This window comes from Acidovorax sp. GW823-FHT05D11 (genome assembly GCF_058795695.1).
The window spans coordinates 2,003,886-2,030,614 of sequence record NZ_CM179502.1 but is presented as its reverse complement, the minus strand read 5'-3'; the positions used below and the strand labels follow the sequence as shown (position 1 = coordinate 2,030,614).

General features: G+C 68.6%; 22 protein-coding genes. 12 read left to right on the top strand and 10 right to left on the bottom strand.

Annotated elements, in window-relative coordinates:
• Positions 1-187: 187 nt before the first annotated feature.
• The 5 genes from AC3RCE_RS09310 to AC3RCE_RS09290 form a co-directional block, all read right to left on the bottom strand.
• Positions 188-1,387: an LpqB family beta-propeller domain-containing protein gene (locus tag AC3RCE_RS09310; protein ID WP_492254988.1), complete on the bottom strand. Its 1,200-nt coding sequence runs from the start codon at positions 1,385-1,387 to the stop codon at positions 188-190.
• A complete protein-coding gene (locus tag AC3RCE_RS09305; protein ID WP_218294126.1) occupies positions 1,384-2,172 on the bottom strand; it encodes an ABC transporter ATP-binding protein in 789 nt (262 codons plus the stop codon). The genes AC3RCE_RS09310 and AC3RCE_RS09305 overlap by 4 nt, the downstream gene beginning before the upstream one ends.
• Complete coding sequence (locus AC3RCE_RS09300) at positions 2,172-3,002, bottom strand: ABC transporter permease (RefSeq protein WP_218294125.1); 831 nt, start codon at positions 3,000-3,002, stop codon at positions 2,172-2,174. The genes AC3RCE_RS09305 and AC3RCE_RS09300 overlap by 1 nt, the downstream gene beginning before the upstream one ends.
• Positions 3,003-3,014: 12 nt before the next feature.
• Positions 3,015-4,136, bottom strand: coding sequence for a glycosyltransferase family 4 protein (locus AC3RCE_RS09295; RefSeq protein WP_218294124.1), 1,122 nt, complete (start codon positions 4,134-4,136; stop codon positions 3,015-3,017).
• Between the two features lie 191 nt (positions 4,137-4,327).
• The gene (locus AC3RCE_RS09290; protein ID WP_218294123.1) at positions 4,328-4,570 is read right to left on the bottom strand and encodes a TIGR04438 family Trp-rich protein; all 243 of its coding nucleotides are present in this window, start codon (positions 4,568-4,570) and stop codon (positions 4,328-4,330) included.
• Positions 4,571-4,676: 106 nt separating this feature from the next.
• Here AC3RCE_RS09290 and AC3RCE_RS09285 point away from each other — a divergent pair, with 106 nt between their 5' ends.
• Positions 4,677-4,982 carry a c-type cytochrome gene (locus AC3RCE_RS09285; protein ID WP_218294122.1) on the top strand — a complete coding sequence of 102 codons (306 nt, stop codon included), beginning with the start codon at positions 4,677-4,679 and terminating at the stop codon, positions 4,980-4,982.
• Between the two features lie 127 nt (positions 4,983-5,109).
• On the opposite strand, the gene AC3RCE_RS09280 is transcribed toward AC3RCE_RS09285, so the two are convergent.
• Positions 5,110-5,595, bottom strand: coding sequence for a LapA family protein (locus tag AC3RCE_RS09280; RefSeq protein ID WP_218294121.1), 486 nt, complete (start codon positions 5,593-5,595; stop codon positions 5,110-5,112).
• A 405-nt stretch (positions 5,596-6,000) separates the two neighbouring features.
• Positions 6,001-7,995, bottom strand: a complete 1,995-nt coding sequence (gene acs / locus AC3RCE_RS09275) for an acetate--CoA ligase (RefSeq protein WP_369642171.1) — start codon at positions 7,993-7,995, stop codon at positions 6,001-6,003.
• A gap of 187 nt (positions 7,996-8,182) precedes the next feature.
• On the opposite strand from acs, the gene AC3RCE_RS09270 reads away from it, so the two are divergent.
• From AC3RCE_RS09270 to AC3RCE_RS09235, 8 genes are all read left to right on the top strand, one after another.
• Entirely contained in the window at positions 8,183-8,791 is a 609-nt protein-coding gene (locus AC3RCE_RS09270; RefSeq protein ID WP_255591377.1) for a TIGR00645 family protein, read from the top strand.
• A gap of 61 nt (positions 8,792-8,852) precedes the next feature.
• Complete coding sequence (locus AC3RCE_RS09265; RefSeq protein ID WP_492254987.1) at positions 8,853-9,947, top strand: RDD family protein; 1,095 nt, start codon at positions 8,853-8,855, stop codon at positions 9,945-9,947.
• Between the two features lie 196 nt (positions 9,948-10,143).
• Positions 10,144-11,001: a dioxygenase family protein gene (locus tag AC3RCE_RS09260; protein WP_492254986.1), complete on the top strand. Its 858-nt coding sequence runs from the start codon at positions 10,144-10,146 to the stop codon at positions 10,999-11,001.
• 237 nt (positions 11,002-11,238) lie between these two features.
• On the top strand, positions 11,239-11,541 hold the full coding sequence (locus AC3RCE_RS09255) for a hypothetical protein (RefSeq protein WP_255594561.1): 303 nt from the start codon (positions 11,239-11,241) through the stop codon (positions 11,539-11,541).
• 20 nt (positions 11,542-11,561) lie between these two features.
• Positions 11,562-13,160, top strand: coding sequence for an ATP-binding protein (locus AC3RCE_RS09250; protein ID WP_492254985.1), 1,599 nt, complete (start codon positions 11,562-11,564; stop codon positions 13,158-13,160).
• Positions 13,157-13,855: a response regulator gene (locus AC3RCE_RS09245; RefSeq protein ID WP_492254984.1), complete on the top strand. Its 699-nt coding sequence runs from the start codon at positions 13,157-13,159 to the stop codon at positions 13,853-13,855. Before AC3RCE_RS09250 ends, AC3RCE_RS09245 begins: the two co-directional genes overlap by 4 nt.
• A 213-nt stretch (positions 13,856-14,068) precedes the next feature.
• A complete protein-coding gene (locus AC3RCE_RS09240) occupies positions 14,069-15,319 on the top strand; it encodes a DNA topoisomerase IB (RefSeq protein WP_492254983.1) in 1,251 nt (416 codons plus the stop codon).
• 80 nt (positions 15,320-15,399) lie between these two features.
• On the top strand, positions 15,400-16,191 hold the full coding sequence (locus tag AC3RCE_RS09235; protein ID WP_218294115.1) for a Crp/Fnr family transcriptional regulator: 792 nt from the start codon (positions 15,400-15,402) through the stop codon (positions 16,189-16,191).
• Between the two features lie 30 nt (positions 16,192-16,221).
• Here the strand turns inward: AC3RCE_RS09235 and AC3RCE_RS09230 are convergent, their stop codons facing one another.
• From AC3RCE_RS09230 to fumC, 3 genes are all read right to left on the bottom strand, one after another.
• Positions 16,222-18,657: a TonB-dependent siderophore receptor gene (locus AC3RCE_RS09230; protein ID WP_492254982.1), complete on the bottom strand. Its 2,436-nt coding sequence runs from the start codon at positions 18,655-18,657 to the stop codon at positions 16,222-16,224.
• Positions 18,658-18,848: 191 nt separating this feature from the next.
• Positions 18,849-20,204, bottom strand: coding sequence for a sigma-70 family RNA polymerase sigma factor (locus tag AC3RCE_RS09225; RefSeq protein ID WP_492254981.1), 1,356 nt, complete (start codon positions 20,202-20,204; stop codon positions 18,849-18,851).
• Between the two features lie 25 nt (positions 20,205-20,229).
• Complete coding sequence (gene fumC, locus AC3RCE_RS09220) at positions 20,230-21,615, bottom strand: class II fumarate hydratase (RefSeq protein ID WP_218340782.1); 1,386 nt, start codon at positions 21,613-21,615, stop codon at positions 20,230-20,232.
• A gap of 449 nt (positions 21,616-22,064) precedes the next feature.
• Here fumC and AC3RCE_RS09215 point away from each other — a divergent pair, with 449 nt between their 5' ends.
• The 3 genes from AC3RCE_RS09215 to AC3RCE_RS09205 all read left to right on the top strand — a co-directional run bounded on the left by AC3RCE_RS09215 (position 22,065) and on the right by AC3RCE_RS09205 (position 26,673).
• Positions 22,065-24,227: a putative bifunctional diguanylate cyclase/phosphodiesterase gene (locus tag AC3RCE_RS09215; protein WP_218294111.1), complete on the top strand. Its 2,163-nt coding sequence runs from the start codon at positions 22,065-22,067 to the stop codon at positions 24,225-24,227.
• A gap of 195 nt (positions 24,228-24,422) precedes the next feature.
• A complete protein-coding gene (locus AC3RCE_RS09210) occupies positions 24,423-24,860 on the top strand; it encodes a hypothetical protein (RefSeq protein ID WP_492254980.1) in 438 nt (145 codons plus the stop codon).
• A 244-nt stretch (positions 24,861-25,104) separates the two neighbouring features.
• Entirely contained in the window at positions 25,105-26,673 is a 1,569-nt protein-coding gene (locus AC3RCE_RS09205) for a fumarate hydratase (RefSeq protein WP_218294109.1), read from the top strand.
• Positions 26,674-26,729: the final 56 nt, after the last annotated feature.

The following is a 26,729-nucleotide window of genomic DNA, read 5'->3' as shown; positions in this document are numbered from 1 at the left end:
CCCTTTCTGGCGGCAGGCCGCCGCGCCCCCGGGGCCGCGCCGGACAAACAAGCGCCCATGCTGCCCCGCATGGGCGTTTTGCCTTGGCGGGCATCACCACAGGGAGGCCCAGGGCACGCGCCCCGGATGTTTCCCGAAAGGCGCTGGCCAGCCCATCAACGTGCGTGCCGGCCCGTTCGCAGGGGCCTCAGTGCTTGCGAAACCGGGAGATCCAGCGAAGCCATCCTCCCGCCAGGCTTCTGAGCGGGGCCGTCACACGCCACGACCAGCTGGCGCGCATGAGGGCCGCTTCATTGCGCACCGCGCCCATCAGCAACGCCTCTCGCGCGGAGACACCGCGCGCCAATCGAAGCATCGCGGTCCGCAGCCCCTCGCCCGCGGCCTGTGCGGGCGCCAGCGTGTCCTGCTGGCGCAGGTCAGGCGGCAAGATGGCCTCAAGATCAAAAAAGGCCAGGGGCTGTTCCGCACAGGTGGTGACCAGCAAACCCCAGGGCTCATGCACATCCACCCCCTTGGGCCCGCCCTCCCTGGGGTTGTGCTGCCCCTTGCGGAAGGTGGCATCGTCGAGCACCCGCACCAGCGCATGGGGCTCGGACGCACCATCCGGCCAGCCCTGCGGCGCTCGGCGGAACAACGCGATGTGCGGAGTCCCCGCATCCGCGACCAGCAAAACGCTGCCCCCCGCCGCGAAGCACACGCCATGGGGATAGCTGAGCCCGTGCAGTTCGGCCGATGGCCTGGCGGCGGCCTCCAGCCGCGCATCGTTGCGATACAGGGCCACTACATGCCGGTCATGGTTGCTGATGGCGACCCAATCGCCCGCAGGATCCAGTGCCACGCCATCGGGCACTTCCAGTCCTTCGCGCATCAGGACCTGGGCGTCCACATGGGTCAAGCCGGAACGGGCATCCAGCAGGTGGTGGGTCACGTAGTGCGCGAAGCCATTGCACACCCAGAGTTCAAGCAGGCCGGAGCCCAGAGGCCGGGCGCACAGGCTGCCGGGCGACTTCAGCAGTTCGGTATCGCCCTTGCCAACCGTCGCCAGCGGCTGCAGCCTGCAGGCGGACACGGGCCGCTGCGCCGCGGGAATATCAAAGAACGACACGTTGCCCTCGCGGCTGGCAACCGCCACGGTCCCGTCGCTGACCCAGCACACTCCGTGCGGGCGCTTCAGGCTGGAGGAAGCCACCTGCATGGCATCGGAAACATGGATGCATTTATGCCCATCCTCCAGGCGGCAATCCACGCCGAGAATCAGCAGCTTGTCCACCGCGATGCCGGCCAGCGCGATGCGGCGCCCATCGGGCGACCAGCTCACGTCCTCGGTACGCCCCAGCGCCGCGATGGTTTCCAGCACCTCGGCCGGGCCCGTGCATTTCAGTCTCACCGGAGCACTCCTTGCTGCAGGTTGTGGAAAGCCAGGGCGTCATCGACGCTGCCATCCATCACCACGCGCCCCTCGCTGAGTACGAGTGCGCGGTTGCAGAAGCTCCGCAGGATGACCTCGTTGTGGGATGCCAGCACCAGGATGGAGACCTGCTCGATCAGCCCGTTGATGCGCTCCTTGGCCTGGCTGAAGAACTTGGCGTCCCCGGCGCCAATCATCTCGTCCATCAACAGGATATCGGGCACCACACTCGTGGACACCGCGAACGCCAGGCGCAGCAGCATGCCCTGGGAGTAGGTCCTTACCGGCAGCTGCAGGTGCTCACCGAGCTGGGTGAACGCCTCCACCGAAGGGACAAGTTCCATCGCCTGCCTGCGCGTGAGGCCCATCACGATGCCGCGCATGATGATGTTGTCGTAGCCCGTGGCATCCACGTCCATGCCGAGCATGATGTCCGTGAGGGCGGCCACCCGGCCGCGGAAAGACAGATCGCCCTGCATGGGCTCATACACGCCGGACAGCACGCGCAGCAGCGTGGTCTTGCCGGCGCCGTTGGAGCCGATCAAGCCGACGCGGTCCCCCGTGCGCAACGCCAGGTTCACGTCGCGCAACGCATGCACGCTGACCCGGCCCAATCCGCTGGATTCGACACGGGCCTTGTCGCGCTGGGGAAACCCCAGCACGGTATTGAGCAGGCCACGGGAACGCGTCGTGAAGACGGGGAAATCTATCGACACGCCTTTCAGCTGGATGTAGGCCGTCTCCGACCCCGAAAGCGCCCGCATCACAGCCAGTACACGATCCGGCGCCGGATCACCACGTACTGCCAGAAAAAAACCAGCGCCAGCAGCACGACCATGCCGCCGGCCGCCCCCCAGGTCCGCATGCTGGGCACAGTCCCCATCAAGGGACTGCGCACCAGGTCCAGGAACAGGGCCAGGGGATTCAGGTGCACCACCCACTGGGCCCGTTCGGTCAACTGGTCCGGCACCCACAGCACGGGCGTCACAAAGAAACTGACCTGCATGAGGCTGCCCGTGGCCACCGTGACATCACGGAAACGGGTGGCCAGGCCCCCTAGTATGGCGACCACGAAGCAGGCGGCGGCCAGCGTCAAGGCAGCCGCGCCGAGCAAGGCCCACCACTGCACGTCCCCCAGCCGCCCCGACCAGAGCAGCACCGCCAGCACGATGACCGCGCTGTGCAACATCAGAAGGGAGCACCGGAACACGGTGCGAAAAACAAACGCCATCTTGGGATAGGGCGTCTGCTTCAAGAAGGCGTCCGCGCCGATGTAGGTCAGGCAGCCCTCATTGATCAAGGCGCTGAAATACCCGAACAGCACATGCCCCGCGCAAAAATAAGGCAAGTACCAGTCCGGCGGGTACTTGAACAGCTGCGCACCGATCAGGCCGAAAGCGATGATGAACAAGGCCGTGTGCAACGCAATCCACACGGGGCCCAGGAAGGTGCGCCGGTACTGCTTGGCGACATCGTTCCATCCCATGAAGCACCAGAACCTCCATGCGAGCATGGCGCCGCGGATATCGCGCCACAGCAGCTGAACCTGGCGCTGTCGCGCCGAGACGGAGGGGCTGTGGGTCGCTGTGGTCATCGCAGAAATATTTCAAGCCATCGACTCGTAGACACGCAAGGTTTTTTCGGCGCACGCCTGCCAGCTGAACGCCTGCACCCGGTCACGCCCCCGTGCCACCAGCCGGGCCGCAAGCTCAGGCTGCTCCGCGATGCGGCGCATCGCATCCGCGATCTCATCGGTGCGAAGAGGGTCGATCAGCAAGGCCGCGTCACCCGCGACCTCGGGGATCGATGTCGTGTTGGACGCCACCACCGGCACGCCGGCAGCGAATGCCTCCAGCACCGGCAAGCCGAAACCTTCGTGCAGCGACGGAAACACCAGGGCGGTGGCCCGCTTGATCACGACCTGAAGCTCCGCATCCGGCAGATGCCGAAGCCACCGCACATGCTTCAATCCACCCCCCGTGAAGCGTGCAACGACGTCATCGCACCCCCAGCCCGGCTTGCCGACGATGAGCAAGGGGTACTCGCGCTGCAGATGCTCTGGAAGGCTCGCGTGCGCCGACAGCAGGCGGTCGATATTCTTGCGCGGCTGCAGGGTGCCCACGCTCACGAAATAGTGATCGGGCAGCGCATGCCGCGATCGCACGGCCTCATGCAGGGCCGCGTCCAGAGGTACGAACCACTGGGCCCCGACTCCCAGCGGAATCGCGGTGATCCGCTCCTCGGGCAGGCGGAAATGGATGGCGATCTCCTGGCGGGAATACTCCGAAATCGTGATGACATGCTGCGCCCAGAAGGCCGTGCGCCGCCACAACTCATTTTTCAGGCTCTTGAAACGGTATCTGACCCACTCCGGGTTCGACAGCGGTATGGCATCGAAGATCGTCGCCACCACCGGGATTCCGCGCAGGCGCGGCACCAGGTGGTCGGTGGCATGCACGAGATCGGTCCCCTTCCCCAGTGCGCGGCGTGCGTGGCCAAAGTCCACCCCTACCAGCGTCGCGGCCAATGCCTGCCAAGCAAAGGAGCCAAACGGCATCGCGGGTGTTGCTCCCCGCCACACACTGGTCGGCGCGTCGAATACATAGGGCTGCAACCGTGCCGCCTGCGGCATGGCCGCCATCAGCTCCCGAGTGTAGGTGCCAATGCCATCCACGCCGCCCTGCTGGATAGAACGTGCCAGCACGCTGACACCAAAGGCCACATTCATTGGACCACCTCAACGTGGATGATCCTCAGCATGCCGTAGTCGCTCATCAGGCACTCGGGTCGCAAATCGGCTTCTACCCTCATGCGGCAGAGCTGTTCCTGTTTTGTCATGTACAACGGTGATCGGTTCTTCTTGTGGCGCAGCCTTGTACATCCGCGCTGGCGGTGCGAGGAACAAACGCAATGGACTGTCTAGCGTGGCTTGCGCGGGCGCATGCCCAGGGCTTCCTTGTTCTTGTTGATCCGGTCCTGCTTGCGCTGGTCCATCTTTTCCATGGCTTTACGTTTCGTATACCCTGTGGAATCCGCCCAGGCCCACCATAGGGCCGTGGCGGCAAAGGGTGCCAGCACCCACCACCAGGACCAGTTGGCCACGGGTCCGATCTCGAAATACTTCAGTGCCAGAAGCACCAGTGAAAGACCCAGCAGGTACATCGCGATCTCCAGAAAACGCCGGGTTGACGACAGACAAATGCCTGTCAACCCAACTCACTACAATTCCATTAAAAGAACTGTAACCCAACCCACAGGAAATCCCACCATGAAGCGTACCCTGATCACCCTTGCCATGACGCTGTCGGTTGCGGCACCCGCCATGGCCGATCTGGCCCTGGCGACCTCGAAGAACTGCATGGCCTGCCACGCCGTGGACAAGAAGCTGGTGGGTCCTTCGTACAAGGACGTGGCCGCCAAGTATGCGGGCCAGAAGGATGCCGTGGACAAGCTGGCCGCCAAGATCATCAAGGGTGGCGCGGGCGTATGGGGTCCGGTCCCGATGCCGGCCAACGCGCAGGTCAACGATGCAGAGGCCAAGAAGCTGGCGGCTTGGGTGCTGACGCAAAAGTGATGCGCCTTTGATGGACTTACGGCGGGGGGCTGCATCGCCCTTCCCCGCCCCTTGCGGCCGTGCCAGATCCCTGTCACGGCCGCAAACGTTTCCGGGCCCTGCCGCCCGCGCCTCGCGCAAGCGGGGATCAGACGAGTGGCGGCACCACGGGCGCGGGCTCCAGGCCCCGGGTGCGCAGCTGGTGTTCCAGCTGCCCCACGTAGGCCGCGGTGGAATTGTCGGATTCGGCGACCCGCGCCGCCAGGCGCGCCTCCAACTGGTCCAGCCGGGTCAGCAAGGCGGCGTGCGCCTGATGGTGCTGGGCATCCAGGAAGGTGCGCAATTCCGTGAACCGCGAGGCTTCTGCCTTGTCGGCCAGTTCACGCTGGACTTGCATCTCCTTGCCGTGGCGCCGCGTCTCCATGAGCACGGACCCCTGGAGGGACAGGACGTAGGCCAGGAAGAATATCCCCAGCAGGGCCGTCAGGGCCAGCATGATGAGGCCCAGCGGTGCCTCGAAGACCACGATCCCCAGGGAGACCAGGGCGGGAGCGGCCAGGGTGGGCCAGTTGAGCGCCGCGAGTATCGCGATGGCCAGCACCGTCAACAAAAGTACTATGGAACGCAGATGCATGGGAAACCTCCGGTATGCAGCGCCCAGGCATGCAGCCTGGGACACGATGCCGCCGTTGTAACCCATGCAGGGGCCATCCCGCGCCGCGGGGGAGCGGTTTCAGTCGGTGTCCTACAAGGGGCCGCGCACGCCTTCGGGCTGGACGGCACCCCGTTGCCGATGGCGAGGTTCCCCGTGGACGGTGAACGCCAGCCACGCCCCCACGCAAGGCCCCCCACCACGCTGATTTGCAGGCGCAGCGCGCCCGCGCCCCGCGGCGGTGCACCGCCCTCTGGTCAGTTGGCCTTGGCCAGCTGGTCCAGGATTGCCGGATTCTGTGGCCACGTCACATCGCCTGTGGCGACATGAGTGGCCCCAAACCCGCAGGCGCTGCACGCTGGCGCCGCATGCACGGCACCTCCTGGATCAGTTGGTCTGGGCCAACTGATCCAGGATTGCGGGGTTCTCCAACGTGCTCGTGTCCTGCGTGATGGCTTCCCCCTTGGCGATGCTGCGCAGAAGCCGGCGCATGATCTTGCCGCTGCGGGTCTTGGGCAGGTTGTCGCCAAAGCGGATGTCCTTGGGCTTGGCGATGGGGCCAATCTCCTTGGCGACCCAGTTGCGCAGTTCGTTGGCGATCTGCTTGGCCTCGTCGCCGGTGGGGCGCGAGCGCTTGAGCACCACGAAGGCGCAGATCGCCTCGCCGGTCACATCGTCGGGGCGGCCCACCACGGCGGCCTCCGCCACCAGGTCGGTCTTGGAGACCAGTGCCGATTCGATCTCCATCGTGCCCATGCGGTGGCCCGACACGTTGAGCACGTCGTCGATGCGGCCCGTGATGCGGAAGTAGCCCCGGTCGGCGCTGCGCACGGCGCCATCGCCAGCCAGGTAGTAGCCCTTGAGCTCTTCGGGGAAGTAGCTCTTCTTGAAGCGCTCGGGATCGTTCCAGATGGTGCGGATCATGCTGGGCCACGGGCGCTTGATGACCAGGATGCCGCCGGCACCGTTGGCCACATCGTTACCGGTCTCGTCCACGATGGCCGCGGTGATGCCGGGCAGCGGCAGCGTGCAGCTGCCGGGCACCAGCGGCGTGGCGCCGGGCAGCGGGGTGATCACGTGGCCGCCGGTCTCGGTCTGCCAGAAGGTGTCCACGATGGGGCAGCGCTCGCCACCCACGTTCTTGTGGTACCACATCCAGGCCTCGGGGTTGATGGGCTCGCCCACGCTGCCCAGGATGCGCAGGCTCGACAGGTCCGACCGCGCGGGGTGCACGGCGGCGTCGGCCTCGGCCGCCTTGATGAGCGAGCGGATGGCGGTGGGCGCGGTGTAGAAGATCGTGCACCGGTGCTTTTCGATCATCTGCCAGAAGCGCCCGGCGTTGGGGAAGGTGGGAATGCCCTCGAAGATGATCTGCGTGGCGCCAGCCGCCAGCGGTCCATAGGCAACGTAGGTGTGGCCGGTGATCCAGCCGATGTCGGCCGTGCACCAGAACACGTCGTCCGGGCGCAGGTCGAAGGTCCAGTCCATGGTGAGCTTGGCCCACAGCAGGTAGCCGCCGGTGCTGTGCTGCACGCCCTTGGGCTTGCCGGTGGAGCCGCTGGTGTACAGGATGAACAGCGGGTGCTCGGCCCCCACGGCCACCGGCGGGCAGTCGGTGCTCTGGCCCGCAAGCGCCTCGGCGAAGGTCTTGTCGCGCCCCGCCACCATGTTGCAGGCCGTGGATGTGCGTTCATAGACAAACACGTTGCGCAGCGTGTCGCAGCCGCCCGTCGCCAGGGCCTCGTCGATGATGGCCTTGAGCGGCAGCTCCTTGCCGCCGCGCATCTGGTAGTTGGCCGTGATGACGGCCACGGCCCCCGCGTCGATGATGCGCTCGTGCACCGCCTTGGCGCTGAAGCCGCCAAACACCACGCTGTGCGTGGCGCCGATGCGCGCGCAGGCCTGCATGGCGATCACGCCCTCGATGGTCATGGGCATGTAGATCAGCACGCGGTCGCCCTTGTTCACGCCGTGGGCCTTGAGCGCGTTGGCGAACTGGCTCACGCGGGCCAGCAGCTCCTTGTAGGTGATCCTGGTGACGGTGCCGTCGTCGGCCTCGAAGACGATGGCGGTCTTGTTCTCGGTGGGCGTGCCGATGTGGCGGTCCAGGCAGTTGGCCGAGGCGTTGAGTTCCCCATCGGCGAACCACTGGAAGAAGGGTGCGTTGGATTCATCCAGCGTGCGCGTGAAAGGCTTGGTCCACTGCACGTTCTCGCGGGCCAGGCGGGCCCAGAAGCCTTCGAAGTCCTTGTCGGCTTCGGCACACAGCGCATCGTAGCCCGCCATGCCCGAAATGCGGGCAGCCTTGACGACCGCATCGGCGGGCGGGAACACGCGGTTCTCAACCAATACGGACTCGATCGCGGATGTGGGCGCACTCATGGTGTTGTCTCCTGGGTCTGATGGAATTGGAATTGGGCGGTACTGTCGGACGCGGCACTTACAAGCCACTGACTGGCACGAAGCTTACAGAATCGCCAGTGCCGGGCAGGGAAGAAGGCACCTGTGCGCGAGGGGCTGTCACGCGGCACCCCTAAAATCGCGCGACCCAAGTCCCACCCTACATTCCATGTCCCTCCCCCCAAATCCCGCCACCCCGTCGCCCATGCGCCCCTTGCCGTCGCTGATCTTTGCCAGCCGCTGGCTGCAGCTGCCCCTGTACCTGGGCCTGATCCTGGCGCAGGCGGTGTACGTGTTCCACTTCTGGGTGGAGCTGGTGCACCTGATCGAGGCAGCCTTCGGCAACACCGCCGCGCTCAAGCAGCTGGTCTCCAGCATCGGCTACAAGAGCGATTTCGAGGTCACCGCGCTCAACGAGACCATCATCATGCTGGTGGTGCTGGCGCTGATCGACGTGGTGATGATCTCCAACCTGCTGATCATGGTGATCGTGGGCGGGTACGAGACCTTCGTCTCGCGCCTGCACCTGGAAGACCACCCCGACCAGCCCGAATGGCTGAGCCACGTGAACGCCTCGGTGCTCAAGGTCAAGCTGGCCACCGCCATCATCGGCATCAGTTCGATCCACCTGCTCAAGACCTTCATCAACGCCGCCAACTACGACCTCAAGGTGCTGATGTGGCAGACCATCATCCACGTGGTGTTCCTGCTGAGCGCGCTGGCCATCGCGCTGACGGACCGCCTGATGGCGCACACCGCGCCGCCCGCACGGCACTGAGCCTCCACCCCGCGAGGAGGCCGCCTGGCGCGGCCTCTTGCCCACCCCAGGCGCACCCTCCATGCAATGCCCCCGCTGCAACTGGCAGAACCATGCTTCCTACACGCAGTGTTTCAGCTGCCAGGCGCCGCTGGTGGCGGACATGCCCGCCGCGAGGGCCCCGGCAGGCCGGGGGCAGCCCGCCCAGGCACCCGCGCCGGCGCGGCTGGTGGAGGTGTTTCCGGGCACCATGGCGCGCCTGGGTGCCACGCTGATCGACGGCGCATGCATGGCGGCTTTTCCGGTCGCGCTGGCGCTGGCCTGGGTGTTTGCGCGCCCCGCCTTCGACAGCGCCCCGGGCGCCACGTACCCGGCCGCGCTGGCGCTGGGCATCCTCGGCCTGTTCCTCCCCGCGCTGATGGATGCGCTGGGCCAGGGCTCGGCGGGCAAGCGGCTGCTCGGCATGCGGGTGGCGACCCGCACGGGTGAACGCCCTGGCATCGCGCGGTCCGTGCTGCGGCACTTTCTGAAGTACTCGCTCACCCTGGCGCTCACGCTGGCCGTGCCGTTCCTGCTGCACCGCCTGCTGACCGCACTGTTTGGCGAGCGGGGCCTGCACAGTTCGATCACAGGCACGTTCGTGGTCTCCCGCCACGCCAGCGATACCGCCATCCAGCAGGCAGTGGCCCTGGTCCGCGGGCCCGGCTGGTTCCTCAAGGCGCTGGTGATGCTGGGCGGGGTGGCCGCCTTGAGCTTTGCGGCCATGGTGGCCGTGGCGCTGTGGCACCAGGGAGAGGAGCCCGCCAATCCGCGCCGCGAAGCCGTGCGCCAGCTGGACGGCGCCGCGCGCACGGTGCTGGGGCTGGTGGAGAACCACTACCGGAGCACCGGCGCCTTTCCCGCCAGCGCCGCCGCCATCGGCCTGGGCCGGCCCGGGCAGCTTCCCACCGGCTTCCAGGCCATGGCCATCGATCCGGCCAATGGCGTGGTGCGGCTGACCATTGCCGACAGCTCAGGCGACCTGGCGCTGGCTGGCAAGCACCTGGTCTACACCCCCGTGCTGCGCACCCGCAAGCAGCAGACGGACATCCACAAATGGCAGTGCGGCAGCGACGACATCGTGCGTGGCGACCGGTCCTTCAGCTGCCGGCACGAGGCCACCGGGGCGGCGAAGTAAGCCCACGAAGCCCGCCCGGCGCCGCGCAGTGCGCTTGCATCCGGCGCCCACGGTTTCCGGCAAAAACCGCTTTTTCGTTTTAGGGACAAGCGCTGATAGCTATTGAATTTATAGCATTCCTAGGGAGCAGCGGCTCCCAAATTTCTCCCCAATCGGACGGCACAGTGCAGGCCATACCCACTTGCAGGAGCCATCCATGGACCGCCTCCCCTTCCCCGAGCCCCTGGCCGCCGCCGCACAGGCCCCTTCCAACCGCCGCCTTGCGCTGAATGCCCTGGGTTCGCTGGGCGTGGCCACGCTCCTTGGCTGCGGGGGCGGGGGCAGCGACACCGAAGCCAGCGACACGACCGAGACCGCCGGCACGGGGACCGGAACGGGAACAGGTACGGGCACCGGGACAGGCACCACCACCTGCTCGGTTGTTCCCGAGGAAACCGCCGGCCCCTACCCTGCCGATGGCTCCAATGCCAGCAACAACACCTACAACGTGCTGGCGCTCAGCGGCATCGTGCGCTCGGACATCCGCAGCTCCATCGGTTCGTCCACACAGGTCAGCGGCGTGCCGTTCACCATCACCATCACGCTGACCAACACCAACGCAAGCTGCGCCGCGCTGTCCGGCTACGCCATCTACCTGTGGCACTGCACGCAGGACGGCAACTACTCCGTGTACAGCTCCAGCAACATCGCCGACAACTACCTGCGTGGCGTGCAGGCCACCGATGCGAGCGGCACGGTCACCTTCACCACCATCGTGCCCGGCTGCTACGCGGGCCGCATGCCCCACATGCACCTGGAGGTGTACCGCAGCCTGGCCGCCGCCAGCAGCGCGAGCAACAAGATCAAGACCACGCAGCTGGCCTTCCCCACCGCGCTGCTCAGCACCATCTACAGCGCCAATTCGGGCTACAGCGCCAGCGTGCGCAACCTGGCCTCCATGTCGTTCGCCACGGACAACGTCTTCAGCGACGGCACCACGCTGGAGATGACCACCATGCAGGCCAACAGCGGCGGCGGGTACTCGGCCAGCATCACGATCTCGATCGCAGCTTGACTGAAAGCCCCCCTGAGTCGCCTTCGGCGCCTTCCCCCGGAGGGGGACGCACCCGGTGGTCCGGCGAAGCCGGTTCCTCGGGTGCACTGGCCTGGGCGGCGCCGGTTTCTGACAACGTGCCCCACCCGTCAACCGCTTTCCTTAATCCATTGCGCCCTCAGACGCGCCGCGCCGGTAGCACGTGCTGGCGCTGACTTGCTGATCTCCTTTCTCCACAACACTGAAAGAAAAAACACCATGCCTATGCACTCTCTTCGTCCCCGCTGGCTGGCCCGCGTGGCGCTCACGACCATGCTGGCTGCAATATCCGCCACCCCCGTGCTGGCGCAATCCCAGGGCCGGCAGGACCCACCCGCGCCGCCGCCCGAGGCCTATGCCGCCTGCAAGGGCAAGACCGAAGGCGCCAGCGTGACGTTGACCATGCCCGATGGCAAATCGCTCGCAGGCACATGCCGCACAATGGGCGGCACCCTGGTGGCCATGCCCGCAGGCGGGCCTGGCGGCCCCGGCGGAGCAGGCGGCCCGCCCCCCGCCCGCTGACGACACCTGCTCCCCTATCGATGCCCCACCTGACCCTGCACCGCAAAGCCTTCATCGCCCTGGCCGCCCTGCTGGTGGCCTTGCTGCTGATTTTTGCGGGCTTTTCGCGCCTGGGTCTGCAGCGGGGCCTGGGGCCGTATGTGGCAGAGATCGAACTGGCCCGCATGGGCTGGCTGGCCGAGCGCCTGCAGGCCCACCACACGCAGACGGGCGGCTGGGACACCCTGCGCAACCAGCCCCACCTCTGGGGCCAGCTCAGCCACCCGGGTGGCAGCCTGCGCCGATCAGGCACCCAGGGCGTGGAAGGTTCACCCCCCACCGACCGCGGCGGACCACCCGGCATGCCCCCCGAACTGGCTAATGGCAACCCGGCAGTGGGCCGCAGCATGCAGCAGCCCCCGCCACCGCCCCCCGACGGCGGCCCGCCCCCGGGCGAACGCAGCGCGGGTGGCCCACAACGCCACCCCGATGACCTGTTCCCCCGCCTGGGCCTGGTGGATGCACAGCAAAACCTGGTGGCAGGTGCCACGCCCCAGCCCGGCAGCGCGCGCCTGGCCCTGACCGGTGCCGATGGCCAGACCATCGGCCAGCTGGTGCTGGCCCCCCCGCAGGGCGTGCGCAGCGAGGCCGATCAGGCCTTTCTGGCGCAACACCTGGGCTTTGTGGCGTGGACAGGCCTGGCCGGCCTGGCGCTGGCACTGCTGCTGTCGGGCTGGCTGGCACGGCGCTGGCTGGCGCCGGTCGAAGCCCTGGCCACCGGCGCACGCGGCATTGCGCAGGGCCACCTGCACACCCGTGTGCCTGTGCACGGCAACGATGAACTGGCCCAGCTGGCCCGCACCTTCAACACCATGGCCGAACAACTGAGCAGCATCGAGTCCTCGCGCCGCCAGTGGCTGGGCGACGTGGCCCACGAGCTGCGCACCCCCCTGGCCGCCATGCGCGCCGAGATCGAAGCCGTGCAGGACGGCGTGCGCCCCTTTGACGACAAGACCGCGCTGCGCCTGCACCGGCAGGTGATGCGCCTGATCCAACTGGTGGGCGACCTGCGTGCCAGCCTGGACGCCGCTGGCACCAGCGCGCCATCGGCCCAGGTTCCCGTGCACCCGCTGTCGCTGCTGACCGAAGCACTGGCGTCGATGCGCCCGCGCCTGGCGCAGGCAGCCATCGATGTAGATACCACGGGCCTGGACGCCCTGGCCGCGCGGTCGTCCGTGTCAACGCCCGCCCCAATACCCGCCCCATTGGTGCGCGGCGACGCGCAGCAGCTGCACCAGGTGTTTTTGAACCTGCTGGAAAACAGCCTGCGCTACACCGACGCGGGCGGCCTGCTGCGCATCGCAGCGCGCCTGCTGCCACCGGCCGATGGAGCCCCCCAACTGCAGGTGCAACTGGACGACAGCGCGCCCGGCGTGCCCCCCCACGAGCTGCCACGCATCTTTGACCGCCTATACCGCGCCGAAACCTCGCGCAACCGCGACCATGGCGGTTCCGGCCTGGGCCTGGCGATCTGCCGCGCCATCGTGCTCGCGCACGGCGGCACGCTGGTGGCCGACACCTCCCCCCTGGGCGGTCTGCGCATCACGCTGCAACTGCCACTGCTGGACAACCCCTCATGAGCCACCGCATCCTCGTCGTCGAAGACGAACCCGACATCGCCGCCATCGTGGTCGACTACCTGCGCCACGCGGGCTATACCGTTGAGTACCAGGCCGATGGCCGCGCGGCGCTCGCCAGCATGCTGGCCGCGCCGCCCGACCTCACGCTGCTGGACATCATGCTGCCCGGCATGGATGGCCTGGAGGTGCTGCGCCAGGCACGCCGCCACACACAGCACCCCATCATCATGCTGACCGCACGCGTCGAAGAAGTGGACCGCCTCATCGGCCTGGAGCTGGGCGCGGACGACTACATCTGCAAGCCTTTTTCGCCGCGCGAAGTGGTGGCGCGCGCCAAGGCCGTGCTGCGCCGCACCGCCGCCGCGCAAGAGCCCCCGGCAGCCACCACCACGGTGGCGGCGCTGATGCTGGACGAATCGCACTGGCAGGCCACACTGCACGGCACGCCACTGGGCCTCACGCGGCGCGAGTTCCGGCTGCTGCAGGTGCTGGCCCGCCAGCGCGGGCGCATCTTCTCGCGCGCGCAGCTGCTAGACCAAGCGTACGACGACACGCTGGACGTGAACGAGCGCGCCATCGACAGCCACATCAAGAACCTGCGCAAGAAGCTCAAGGCCGCCAGTGCCGATGGCAGCGACTGGATTCGTTCGGTGTACGGCGTGGGTTTTGCCCTGGACCCGACTGCGGCCGATTGAGCGTGGTCCGATCAAGCAGGTTGCTAGATTTTTTGTAGCTATTGGCGCTTATCCAATAAGCGCAGGAGCCATTTTTTACCCACAATGGTGGCACAACAGGCTACCGATTCGGTCCCTGTCTCACCCCTGCGCACGGAGCGCACCTACACCGCCACCGCCCGGGCACAGGTGTGATCGGGGCCACGCACTGGCCCTTACCACCTGCTCGCCCCGATGCACACTCCCTCCCCAACGCCCCGCGCGCCTGCGCCAGCCCGGCCCCCAACGCGCCCACAGAAGCTGCCCGGTGGGCTGGTGTACGTCACACCCGCCATGCCCGGCCTCACCCGCGTGCGCAACGGCGCCAAGGCGTTTCGCTACCGCCAGCCCGATGGCCAGTGGCTCCAAGACCCGGATGAGATCACCCGCATCAATCGCCTGGCCATCCCGCCCGCCTACACCGACGTCTGGATCTGCCCGCTGCCCAACGGCCACCTGCAGGCCACTGGACTGGACGCACGCGGGCGGCGCCAGTACCGCTACCACCCGCAGTGGCGCAAGCAGCGCGACGAGGGCAAGTTCGAACACATGCAGGCCTTCGGCCGGGCGCTGCCGCGCATCCGCGCCCGCGTGGCCCGCGAGCTGGCGGCGCACCGCAGCGGCCAGCCGCTGACCCGCAGCCTGGTGCTGGCCACCCTGGTGCGCCTGCTGGACACCACCTTCCTGCGCGTAGGCAACGAGGAATATGCCACCACCAACAAATCGTACGGCCTGACCACGCTGCGCACGCGGCATGCGCAGGTCAAGGGTAGCCAGCTCAAGCTGCGTTTTCGGGGCAAGAGCGGCGTGCAGCAGGAGGTCGAGCTGAGCGACCCCCGTGTGGCCCGCGTGGTGCGCCACTGCCAGCAGTTGCCCGGGCAGGAGCTCTTCCAGTACGAAGATGAGGACTGCACCCCGCGCACCGTGGGCTCGGGCGACGTGAATGACTACCTGCGCGAGATCACGCACGGCGCGTCCGACACCGACTGCGATCACTTCACCGCGAAGGACTTTCGCACCTGGCACGGCACCACGCAGGCGCTGGAGCTGACGCGCCTGGCGTGCACCCAGACCGACGCCTCCGGCGCGGCCGACAAAAACGTGCGCTACAGCGCCAAGGCCATCCTGGCCGAGGTGGCGCGCCAGCTGGGCAACACGCCTGCCGTGTGCAAGAAGTCGTATGTGCACCCGGCCGTGCTGGATCTGGGCTCGCGGCTGGCATCCGACGCGGGGCCGGGCATGCAGGAGGTGTGGAATCACATCGGCAGCACCACATCGCCACGGGGCCTGAGTGCGGCGGAGCGCCGGCTGCTGGCGTTTCTGCGCAAGCCACAAAGGCAGCACAAGGCGCCCCAGCGCCAAAGCGTAGGCAGGGCTGCGGCACCCGGCGATGGGGTGTCGCGCAAGTGCCGTGCAGGACCATCGCGGTGCGGGCTGTATCGCTAAACTGGCATGCTGCGCCTTGTCACCGTCTTTCCGCCCGGCCCTGCGCACAGGCCGGCCCCGCCCAACTCCAGCCTGCCGCCATGCCCACCGCCACCATTGCCTTGCCAGAGTCCACCCATTCCCTGGCCGACCACCACCTGCAACGCCCGTTCCTCAGCCAGACGGAGCGTGAAGCCATCAACCGAGGCCGCTGGTTCGCCGCGCTCACGCCGTCGCTGCGGCATGACATCTTCCGGCTGGGCCGCATCACGCGCTATACGCATGGCCAGATGATCGTCGAGCAGGGGGATCTGGCGCAGGACTGGTTTGCCTGTGCCAGCGGTGCCATCCGGTTTCGGCGCACCACACCGTCGGGCAAGCAGGTGACGCTGGCTTACGTGGAGCCCGGCATCTGGGTGGGCGAGGCCGAGGTGCTGCACCGCGGCCCCAACACCTACGACGCGCATGCCCACGGCCCCACCACGGTGCTGAGCGTGGCCGAGGGCGTGTTCCGCCAGCTGCTGCGCGAACACCCCGAGTTCGGCGAGGCCCTGCTCACGCTGCAGGCGCGCCGCATGCGCTACCTGTACTGGATGATGGAAGACATGGCCACCCTGCCCCTGCGCGCGCGGCTGGCCAAGCAGCTGCTGCACGTGCTGCGCCGATTCGGCGAGCGCGCCGCCGTGCCCGGCCAGCGCGGCGCCATCGGGCTGTCGCTGGTGCAGGACGAGCTCGCGCAGCTCCTGGGCGGCTCGCGCCAGCGCATCAACGTGGAGCTCAAGTGGATGGAACGCGAAGGCATCATCGGCATCCACCAGCGCAGCATCGTGGTCTACCAGCAGGAGCAGCTCGAGGCGCTGGCGCAGCAGGAAGTGGCCGAGCCCCACGGCTAGGCCCCGCACATCCCCGCCCGCCGCAGCGCATCACCAGCGGTACGCGGCCGAAAGCGTGGCCGTGCGCGGGCTGCCGTCCCGGCAGTGGGCGCCGTTGCAGATCAGGAAAGCCTTGTCGAACAGGTTGCGCACGTTGAGCGCCACGCGCCACGGCCCGTCCTGCCAGGCGAGCATGGCATCGACGAGTCCATAACCCGGGATGCGGTAGGCGCTGGCCGTGCCATCGACCATGTCGCCGGTGTAGCGCAGGCCCGTGCCCAGCGTCCACGCCGGAAGGCCCCAGGCCGCCAGGCGGTAGTGCCCCCAGACCGAGGCCTGGTGGTAGGGCACCTCGGCCGCACGGCGGCCCACTTCGTCCGGCAGGTTGCTGCGCGTGATGCGGCGGTCGGTGTAGGCATAGGCGCCCACCACCTCCAGGTGGCGCGCCACCTGCCCGCGCACCTCCAGCTCGGCCCCGCGCGAGCGTGCCTGCCCCGTCTGCACGCTGAACTGCGGATGGGCGGGATCTGGCGTGAGCACGTTGTCCTGGCGCAGGTCGTACACGGCGGCCGACAGCATCATCCCCTCGCTGCCGCTCGGCTGCCACCGCACCCCCAGTTCAAACTGCTCGCCCTCGGTGGGCTTGAAGCGCCGGCCCTGCGCGTCCGTGCCGCCCTGCGGCTGGAACGACTGGCTGTAGCCCGCGAACGGCGCCCAGCCGCCCGGCGCCAGGTAGACCACGCCCACGCGGCCGGTGAAGGCATCGGTGCGCTCCACCGACCACGGCGCGGCCGTGAAGAACGGGCGCGAGCGGTCGTCGCTCCAGTCGTGCCGCAGGCCGGCCAGCACCACCCAGCGCTCGCCCAGCTTGATCTGGTCCTGCGCATACAGGCCCGCCTGCCAGCGCTGCGACGTGTCCGAGAACGCCATCGGCGCGGGCGCGCCGGGCACGGCGCCGTACTGCGGCTGGTACAAATCCAGCGGGGCGAGCGTGCGCGCGTACCACTCCGATTCCGAGCGGTAGCGGGTGTAGTCCACGCCGGCGATCAGCGTGTGCTCCACCTCGCCACTGCGCCAGCGCTGCTGCAAGCTCGTGTCCGACGAGAAGCCGCGCACGCGCTCGAACTCGTCGATGGCGCGGCGCTGCACGCGCGTGGGCGCGGCCGGGTCCACGGTGGCGTTGGTGAAGAAGATGTCCGCCTCGGAGTCGAAGAACCGCAGCCCCTGGCGCAGGGTGGCATGCTCGTTCACCTGGTGCTCGAACAAGGCGGTGAGCGTGGTCTGCCGCACATCCTGCCGGTCGTAGGCAGGCTCGCCCACGAAGCGAAAGCGCGCGATGCGCTGGCCGCCGGGGCCGGGCAACAGGGTGCCCACCCGCGGCAGCGGGTACGAATAGCCCAGGCGGCGCTTCTGGTGCTGCATCAGCAGGGTGAGCGATGTGGCGGCCGACGGCTGCCAGCGCAGCGCGGGCGCGATGTACACCGCGTCGTCCTGCAGCGGACGCACGGGTGTCTCGCTGTCGCGCGCCAGCGCGGTGAGGCGCCAGGTCCAGTCGCTGCCCGGTGCCACCTCGCCACCCAGGTCCACGCCGATCTGCCGGTGCGCATACGTGCCCGCCTCCACCACCACCTCGCGCACGGCATCGGCCGTGGGGCGCTTGCTCACCGTGGCCAGCACGCCGCCGGGCGCCGACATGCCGTACAGCACCGACGCCGCGCCCTTGACCAGTTCCACGCGCTCCAGCCCGTACGGCTCCTGCTTGCCCGAGGCCCAGGAGTTGTCGGACACCTTGAGCCCGTCGGCAAACAGGCTGCCATTGCGCGCATCGGCCCAGAAGCCCCGGCTGTAGATCGCGTCGTACGAACCGCTGTAACCGGACACGGGACGCACGCCCGCAGAGTATTCGAACGCCTGCTCCAGGTCGCGCACGCGCTGCACCTGCATCTGCTCGGCCGTGACCACGGTGATGGTCTGCGGCGTTTCCATGAGCGGCGTGTCCGTCTTGGTGGCGCTGGCGCTGCGCCGGGCCACCAGTCCGCGCATGGGGCCGGTGGCGGTTTCGACCTCGGCCTCGGCGGCCACGCGCACCTCGGGCAGCGCGGCGGCGCCGTCGGCCGGAGCGCGTTCCACCACCAGGGTGGCGCCGTCGCGGCGCATGCGCAGGCCACTGCCGCGCAGCAGCTCGGCCAGCGCCGCCTCGGGGCTGCGCGCGCCCTGCACGGGCTGGGCATGCCGGCCCTGCACCAGCTCGGGCGGGTAGATCAGCTGCACGCCCGACTGCCGGGCGAATTGCGCCAGCGCGTCAGGCAGGGGCTGGGCGGCAATGTCGAAGGCCGCCGGGGCCGGTGCGCCCTGGGCGGTGGCCATGTCCATCTGCAGCGACGCCATGGCCAGCATGGCGGCGGCGAGTGCGTGGCGGGCAGGACGGGAGGTGCGTGCGGGGCCGGAAGGCCGGGGGGCCGGGGTGCGGGGCCGTTGTCGGTTCATGGTGAAGTCCTTTCCCCGCTACAACGAATGGGCCCTCCCACTTCCTGAATGGCGGCGCGCCTGCCAGCGCCCTGATCGGCCAAAGAGCTATTAAAACAATAGCTTTCAGCGCTTATGGAGAAAGCGCTGGCGGCCACTTTCACCAAAATTCACCAAAGTCGCGCGTCCTGCCCCATCCTCCGGCCTGGCCGTCAGCGCGCGGCCACCCGCCATTGCCCCGCCACGAGCCGCACCTGCACCGGCACGACGGAAGGCAGTGCCCGCACGAAGTCCTCGGCCTGTGCAATGCGCACCTGCCCCGACAGGCGCAGCGCGGCGGCACCGGCCTCCACCTGAACCGGGCGCGGCAGGTAGCGGCGCAGGCGGTCCACGGCCTCGGCCAGCGGCGCATCGGCAAAAGCCACCACGCCGTGGCGCCAAGCGGCGGCCTCGTGCGCCGGGGCGACGGCCTGGGCGAGCGGTTCGCCCGGCCGCACCCGCAGCGCCTGTCCGCCCGCGAGTTCCCGCACCGCCAGGGGCTGGCCATCCGGCCCCAGCGACTCCACCCGCACGCGGCCCGACTCCACCTGCACATCGACCCCGCTGGCGCCGTGCTCCACGCCGAAGCGCGTGCCCAGCACGGTCACGCGCACGGCGCCCCCCTCGGCGCCACCGGGCACCTCCACCACGAAGGGGCGGTCCGCGTCGCGCACCACGTCGAAGAACGCCGCCCCGGCCAGCAGGCTCACGCGGCGCTGCCCGGCGTAGTACGCCATGTGCACGCGGCTTTGCGCGTCGAGCGTGATGCGGCTGCCGTCGGGCAGCGGGTGGCGCAGCGTCTGCCCCTGGCCGGTGCGTGCCACCTGCTGCCACTGCGCGACTGCGCTGCGCCACCATTGCCAGGCCCCCACGCCACCCACGCCCATTGCGGCAAAGCTCAGCAATGCCGCCAGCGAGCGGCGGCGGCCGGTGCGGCGGGCTTCGTGGTGCGACGCCGGTGCCACAGGAGAGCTGCGGCCCGCCGCGTGCCACTGCTCCATGGCGGCCTGCACGCGGTCCATGGCGAGCATCATGTCGCGCTCGACCATGTTGCGCGAGATGCCGTATTCGGCCGCGAGCGCGCCCTGGCCTTCGCCGTTGATGCGGTGGCGCAGGAAGACCTGGCGCGCGCGCTCGGGCACGGCGGCGAGCGCGGCTTCGACCGCGTCCACCGCCTGCCGGTACATCAGGGCCTCGGCGGCATCGGGGCCGTGGCGCGCCGCCGTGCCGGCGCCCGAGTCCGCATGGGCCTGGGCCAGCGCATGGCGGGCCACCACGCCCGCGTGGCGCTGCCGGTCGATGACGAGATTGCGCGCCATGGCGAATACATAGGCCCGCGCCTCGGCCTCGCACAGCGCGGGCCGCTCGCCGCGCAGGTCCATGTCGGCCAGGCGCAGCCAGGTGTCGTGCGCCACGTCGCGCGCGTCATCGGCATTGCCGGTGCGGTGCGAGAGGTAGCGCAGCAGGTCGCGGTAGCTGTCGCGAAAGCTCGCGAGCAGCGGAGATGACGGCAGTGCCCCCGTGCCCATGGCGTGCAGGCCGACCCGGGCGGAATCAGCGGCCCACCATGTTGCCCGGCACCACCCACTGGTCGAACTGCTCGCCCGTGACGTGGCCCGAGGCCACGGCGGCCTCGCGCAGGCTGGTGCCTTCCTTGTGCGCCTTCTTGGCGATGTAGGCGGCCTTGTCGTAGCCGATGTGGGTGTTGAGCGCGGTGACCAGCATGAGCGAGCGGTCCACCAGCTCGGTGATGCGCTCGCGGTTGGGCTCGATGCCCACGGCGCACTGGTCGTTGAAGCTCACCATGCCGTCGGCCAGCAGGCGCACGCTCTGCAGGAAGTTGTGGGCCACCATGGGGCGGAACACGTTGAGCTCGAAGTTGCCCGAGGCACCGCCGAAGTTGATGGCCACATCGTTGCCGAACACCTGGGCGGCCAGCATGGTCACGGCCTCGCTCTGCGTGGGATTGACCTTGCCGGGCATGATGGACGAACCGGGCTCGTTCTCGGGGATGCTCAGCTCACCAATGCCGCTGCGCGGGCCGCTCGCGAGCCAGCGCACGTCGTTGGCGATCTTCATCATGCTGGCGGCCAGGGTCTTGAGGGCTCCGTGGGCGTGCACCAGCCCATCCACCGAGGCCAGCGCCTCGAACTTGTTCGGCGCGGTGACAAAGGGCAGGCCCGTGAGGCGCGCCAGCTCGGCGGCGGCCTGCTCGGCATAGCCCTTGGGCGCGTTCAGGCCCGTGCCCACGGCCGTGCCGCCCAGCGCCAGCTCGTAAAGGTGGGGCAGCGCGGCGCGCACGTGGCGCTCGCCATGGTCGAGCTGGGCCACATAGCCCGAGAACTCCTGGCCCAGCGTGAGCGGGGTGGCGTCCTGCAGGTGGGTGCGGCCGATCTTGACGATGCCGTCGAAATCCTGCGCCTTCTTCGCCAGCGTGGCGCGCAGCCTGGCGATGGCGGGCAGGAGCCTGTGCGTGAATGCTTCCACGGCGGCCACGTGCATGGCGGTGGGGAACACGTCGTTGCTCGACTGGCTGCGGTTCACATCGTCATTGGGGTGCACCAGGCGGCCTTCGCCGCGCTCGCCGCCCAGGATCTCGCTGGCGCGGTTGGCCAGCACCTCGTTCACGTTCATGTTGGTCTGCGTGCCCGAGCCCGTCTGCCACACCACCAGCGGGAACTCGCCCGGGTGCTTGCCGGCGATCACTTCGTCGGCGGCGGCCACGATGGCCTCGGTCTTTTTCGCGTCCTGCAGGCCCAGGGCCTGGTTGACCACGGCCGAGGCGCGCTTGACCTGCGCCAGGGCCTTGATGATCTCGCGCGGCTGCTGCTCGCCCGAGATGTCGAAGTTCTGCAGCGAGCGCTGCGTCTGCGCGCCCCAGAGCCTGTCGGCGGGGACCTCGATGGGGCCAAAGGTGTCGCGTTCGGTACGGGAGGTCATGGGCAGTGGTTCTCCAAGTGAAACAACAGGCGGGCGGACGCCGGACGCCCGGCGTGGCGGGAAGGCCACGGCGGCGGGCCGGCGTCTGGCCGGAAAAGGGTGCGACCGGGGAATGTCGGCGCGACCGGCAGCATAATGCAAAAACAAACCATTCTCATTTACAGACTTGTATGGCCCGTGCGGGAGCGTGGAGCAGTCAGTGTGCGGCAAGCCTTGCCCCGGAAGGAAACAGCCCGCACCGCCACCACTGCAGGTGGGGACATCCGCCCGGCCCCCCGACCCGGCCCAGCCAGGGCAAACCCCCACTCCGGCGCGGCTTCGCGCCCCTGGCTACACTCCGTCGCGCGCGGCCCCTGCCCTGCAGGCTTTCGCCGCATGTCTGCCCAGGCCCTTGACGGCGCCGCGCGCCCGATGCACCCTGCCCTTCCAACCCCAGCACCTTTCGCACCATGAACACGTTCATGCCCTCCAGCTACAACCTGTTCGTGGTGGCCGCCTCCTTTGCCATTGCCATGCTCGCGTCGTACGTGACACTCGACCTGGCGCGGCGGGTGCGCACCGCGCAGCGCCGCGTCGGCCTGGCGTGGTGGGCCGCGGGGTCCATCGTCATGGGCACGGGCATCTGGTCCATGCATTTCCTGGGCATGCAGGCCTTCCGGCTGCCCATCGAGATCGGCTTTGCCGGCGGGCTCACGCTGCTGTCGTGGCTGGCCGCCGTGGCCGCCTCCGCCATGGCCCTGCAGCTCGCAAGCCGCACACACTTTGGCCGGATGCAGCTGGCGCTGGGCGCGCTGGTGATGGGGGCCGGCATCAGCGGCATGCACTACATCGGCATGGCGGCCATGGAAATGGCGCCAGGCATCGTGTGGAACCTGCCGCTGGTGGCGCTGTCGGTGCTGATCGCGGTGCTGGCCTCGGCCACGGCCCTGCTGATCTTCAAGCTGCTGCGCCGGGTGCGGCCCAGCCAGCGCCTGCCCTACCAGCTGGCGGCATCGTTCGTGATGGCCGTGGCCATCTGCGGCATGCACTACACCGGCATGGCGGCGGCCAGCTTTGCCATGGGCTCCGTGTGCCTGAGCGCGGGAGAGCTCGGCGGCCCGGGCCTGACGGCCATGGTGCTCATGGCCACCGGCATGCTGCTGGTGAGCACCTTGTTCACCTCCATCCTGGACGCGCGGCTGCAAGCCACGGCCGAGCGTCTGACGCGGTCGCTGCAGGACAGCAACACCCGCCTGCAGGCGGCCAATGACGAACTGCAAAAACGCGCATTCGCCGATGCCCTCACCGGCCTGCCCAACCGGCTGCTGTTCGAAGACCGCCTCATCCACGCGCTGCTGCGCCTGGACCGCACCAACCACCACCGCGTGGAAGACCGCCTGGCCGTGCTGTTCGTGGACCTGGACGGCTTCAAGCCCATCAACGATTCGTTCGGCCATGCCGCGGGCGATGTGATCCTGCGCAGCGCGGCCGACCGGCTGCGCCGCGAAGCCCGCGAGGGCGATACCGTGGCGCGCGTGGGGGGCGACGAATTCCTGATCCTGCTGGAGGACGTGAGCGACGTGGCCGACTGCGTGACAGTGGCCAACCGGGTGCTGTCCTCCCTGTCGCAGCCGTTCGAGGTGTCGGGCAAGCAGGTGCAGATCGCCTGCTCCATCGGCGTCGTGGTGCACCCCGACCACGGTGACCGCAACAAGCTCGTGGCCAACGCCGATGCCGCCATGTACGCCGCCAAGCGCGCGGGCGGCGGCTGCTATGCGCTGTTCGAACCCCACATGGGCTCCGATGCATCCGAGCAGCTGGAGTTGCAGAACGACCTGCGCCAGGCGCTGGACCGGGGCGAACTGGCCCTGCACTACCAGCCCAAGATCGACGGCACGCGCGGCCAGATCAGCGGCGTGGAGGCCCTGCTGCGCTGGAACCATCCGAAGCATGGCATGGTGAGCCCGGTGGTGTTCATCGCGCTGGCCGAGCGCTTCGGCCTGATCGGGCGGCTGGGCAACTGGGTCATCAACGAGGCCTGCCGCCAGGTCGCCGAGTGGGCGCGCAGCGGCATGCGCATGCGCGTGGCGATCAACCTGTCGGTGCACCAGCTGCGCGAAAGCGGGCTGGCCGAGCGCATCGGGCAGGCCCTGCTGCGCCACGGGGTGGATGCCTCGCAGCTGCTGTGCGAGATCACCGAATCCGTGGCCATGGAAGACATCAAGGCCACCCAGCGCACTTTCGACGGGCTGGCGCGCATCGGCGTATTCCTGTCCATCGACGACTTCGGGACCGGCTACTCCAGCCTGAACTACCTGCGCCAGCTGCCCGCGCAGCAACTCAAGATCGACCGCAGCTTCGTGAACGACCTGGAAAGCAGCGAGGACGCCCGCGCCGTCGTGGCCGCCGTGGTCAGCCTGGCGCATGCCCTGGGCCTGCGCGTGGTGGCCGAGGGGGTGGAGACCAGCGGCCAGCGCGACATCCTGCTGGGCATGGGCTGTGACGAGCTGCAGGGCTTCTTCTACGCCCGCCCCATGCCGGCAGACACGCTGCTGGCCTGGTCGCAGGGCGAAAAGCCCGTGGGCAGCGCGGACTTCACCCCGTCCGTCATCGGGACGCTGCCGGACTTCTGAGCGCGGCAACCAGCGCACGGGCACCTTTTCAAGGCCTTGGGAAGGTACCGGCGAAGATGGACGACACCCATGTCAGCGCTGCCTGACGCGGGGCAGCGCCGTGCACGCCGACGATGGCATTGCGGCGGTGTTTCCGCCTCCGCGCCGCGGATCCGCATGGAGCCCGCGCCCCCTCCTCAACCATCGGAGCAGACCATGGCCACCAGCAGCCTTCTCGGCATCGACGCCGACAACCTTCCCCCCGCCCACAGTGCCACCGGCATCGACAGCCTGGGGCCCAGTGACGCCTCCGACTCCGGCAGCGACAGCGCAGGGGCCTACAGCACGGAATCGGACAGCGACACCGACCGCTTTGGCACGGGCGAGCGCGGCAGCGTGGAGCCCGACCCGCAGCCCACCGCCCGCGACATCCTCCCCGACCATGTGGAAACCATGCAGGCTGGCGGTCCCGGTGACGGCGGCGGCCCGGATGAAGGGATGCAGGACGACGAACGCGACGCCGTGGATACCGAGCGCGAGACGCCGGGGCGCGGCAACCGGCAGGCCGGCGCGCCCTTGAGCGCGGACGACCTGCCGGGCAGCAGCGACACCGACGAAGAACCGGAGGACGGGGAGGGAACAGGCGCGCCGTGAACACGGCGGACCGAACACCACCCCATGGGGGTATCTGGCGCCCCCGTGCAGGCGCCAATGGCCGACCGGCGGCGCCCGCCTTTGCCCGGGCGCAAGGTGGCGCCAGCGGGGGTCTGTCAAAATACGGTCCGCCTGCCATCGGCAGCGCGGTTTGCGGCCCAGCGCTGGTCGACAGGCGGCGTGTGCGGCGGGCAGGACAGGAACGCGTTTGCGTTCTCCACAAAAGACTCCCCCACGAACCGCCATGACCACCTCCATCCGCCAGGACGATCTCATCGAATCCGTAGCCGCCGCGCTGCAGTACATCAGCTACTACCACCCCACCGATTACATCGCCCACCTGGCCCGCGCTTACGAGCGCGAGCAAAGCCCGGCGGCCAAGGACGCGATCGCGCAGATCCTGACCAACAGCAAGATGAGCGCCACCGGCCAGCGCCCCATCTGCCAGGACACCGGCATCGTCAACGTGTTCCTGAAGGTGGGCATGGACGTGCGCTGGGACGGCTTCACGGGCAGCCTGGACGACGCCATCAACGAAGGCGTGCGCCGCGGCTACAACCACCCCGACAACACCCTGCGCGCCAGCGTGGTGGCCGACCCGCAGTTCGACCGCAAGAACACCAAGGACAACACGCCCGCCGTGATCTTCACCGAGATCGTGCCCGGCAACACCGTGGACATCACCGTGGCGGCCAAGGGCGGCGGCTCGGAGAACAAGTCCAAGATGTACATGCTCAACCCCAGCGACAGCGTGGTGGACTGGGTGCTCAAGACCGTGCCCACCATGGGCGCCGGCTGGTGCCCGCCCGGCATGCTGGGCATCGGCATCGGCGGCACGGCGGAAAAGGCCGTGCTCATGGCCAAGGAGAGCCTGATGGACGACCTCGATATGTACGAGCTGCAAGCCAAGGCCGAAGCCGCCAAGACCGGCGGCCCCGCGCTCGACAAGGTCGAAGCGCTGCGCCTGGAGCTGTTCGAGAAGGTCAATGCCCTGGGCATCGGCGCTCAGGGCCTGGGCGGCCTGACCACCGTGCTGGATGTCAAGATCAAGATGTACCCCACGCACGCGGCCAGCAAGCCGATCGCGATGATCCCCAACTGCGCCGCCACGCGCCACGCGCACTTCGTGCTGGACGGCTCGGGGCCCGTCTACCTCACGCCGCCCAGCCTGGACCTGTGGCCCAACGTGAACTGGGCACCCGACTACAACAAGAGCAAGAAGGTGAACCTGGACACGCTGACCAAGGAAGAAGTGGCCAGCTGGAAGCCCGGCGACACGCTGCTGCTCAACGGCAAGATGCTCACCGGCCGCGACGCCGCGCACAAGCGCATCCAGGACATGCTGGCCAAGGGCGAGAAGCTGCCCGTGGACTTCACGAACCGCGTCATCTACTACGTGGGCCCCGTGGACCCGGTCAAGGACGAGGCCGTGGGCCCCGCCGGCCCCACCACCGCCACCCGCATGGACAAGTTCACCGACATGATGCTGGAGAAAACCGGCCTGATCGCCATGATCGGCAAGGCCGAACGCGGCCCGGTGGCCATCGAGTCCATCAAGAACCACAAGAGCGCGTACCTCATGGCCGTGGGTGGCGCCGCCTACCTGGTGAGCAAGGCCATCAAGACCGCCAAGGTCGTGGGCTTCGAGGACCTGGGCATGGAAGCCATCTACGAGTTCGACGTGGTGGACATGCCCGTGACCGTGGCCGTGGATTCCGGCGGCACCAGCGCGCACATCACCGGCCCGGCCGAGTGGCAAAAGCGCATCGCCACCGGGGAGTTCAAGGGCATCGGGGTCGCCGCCACCGCCTGACAGGCGGCCCGCGCAGCCTGGTGGGTGGCCTCCTCGGGCCCTCGCCAGGCACGCGC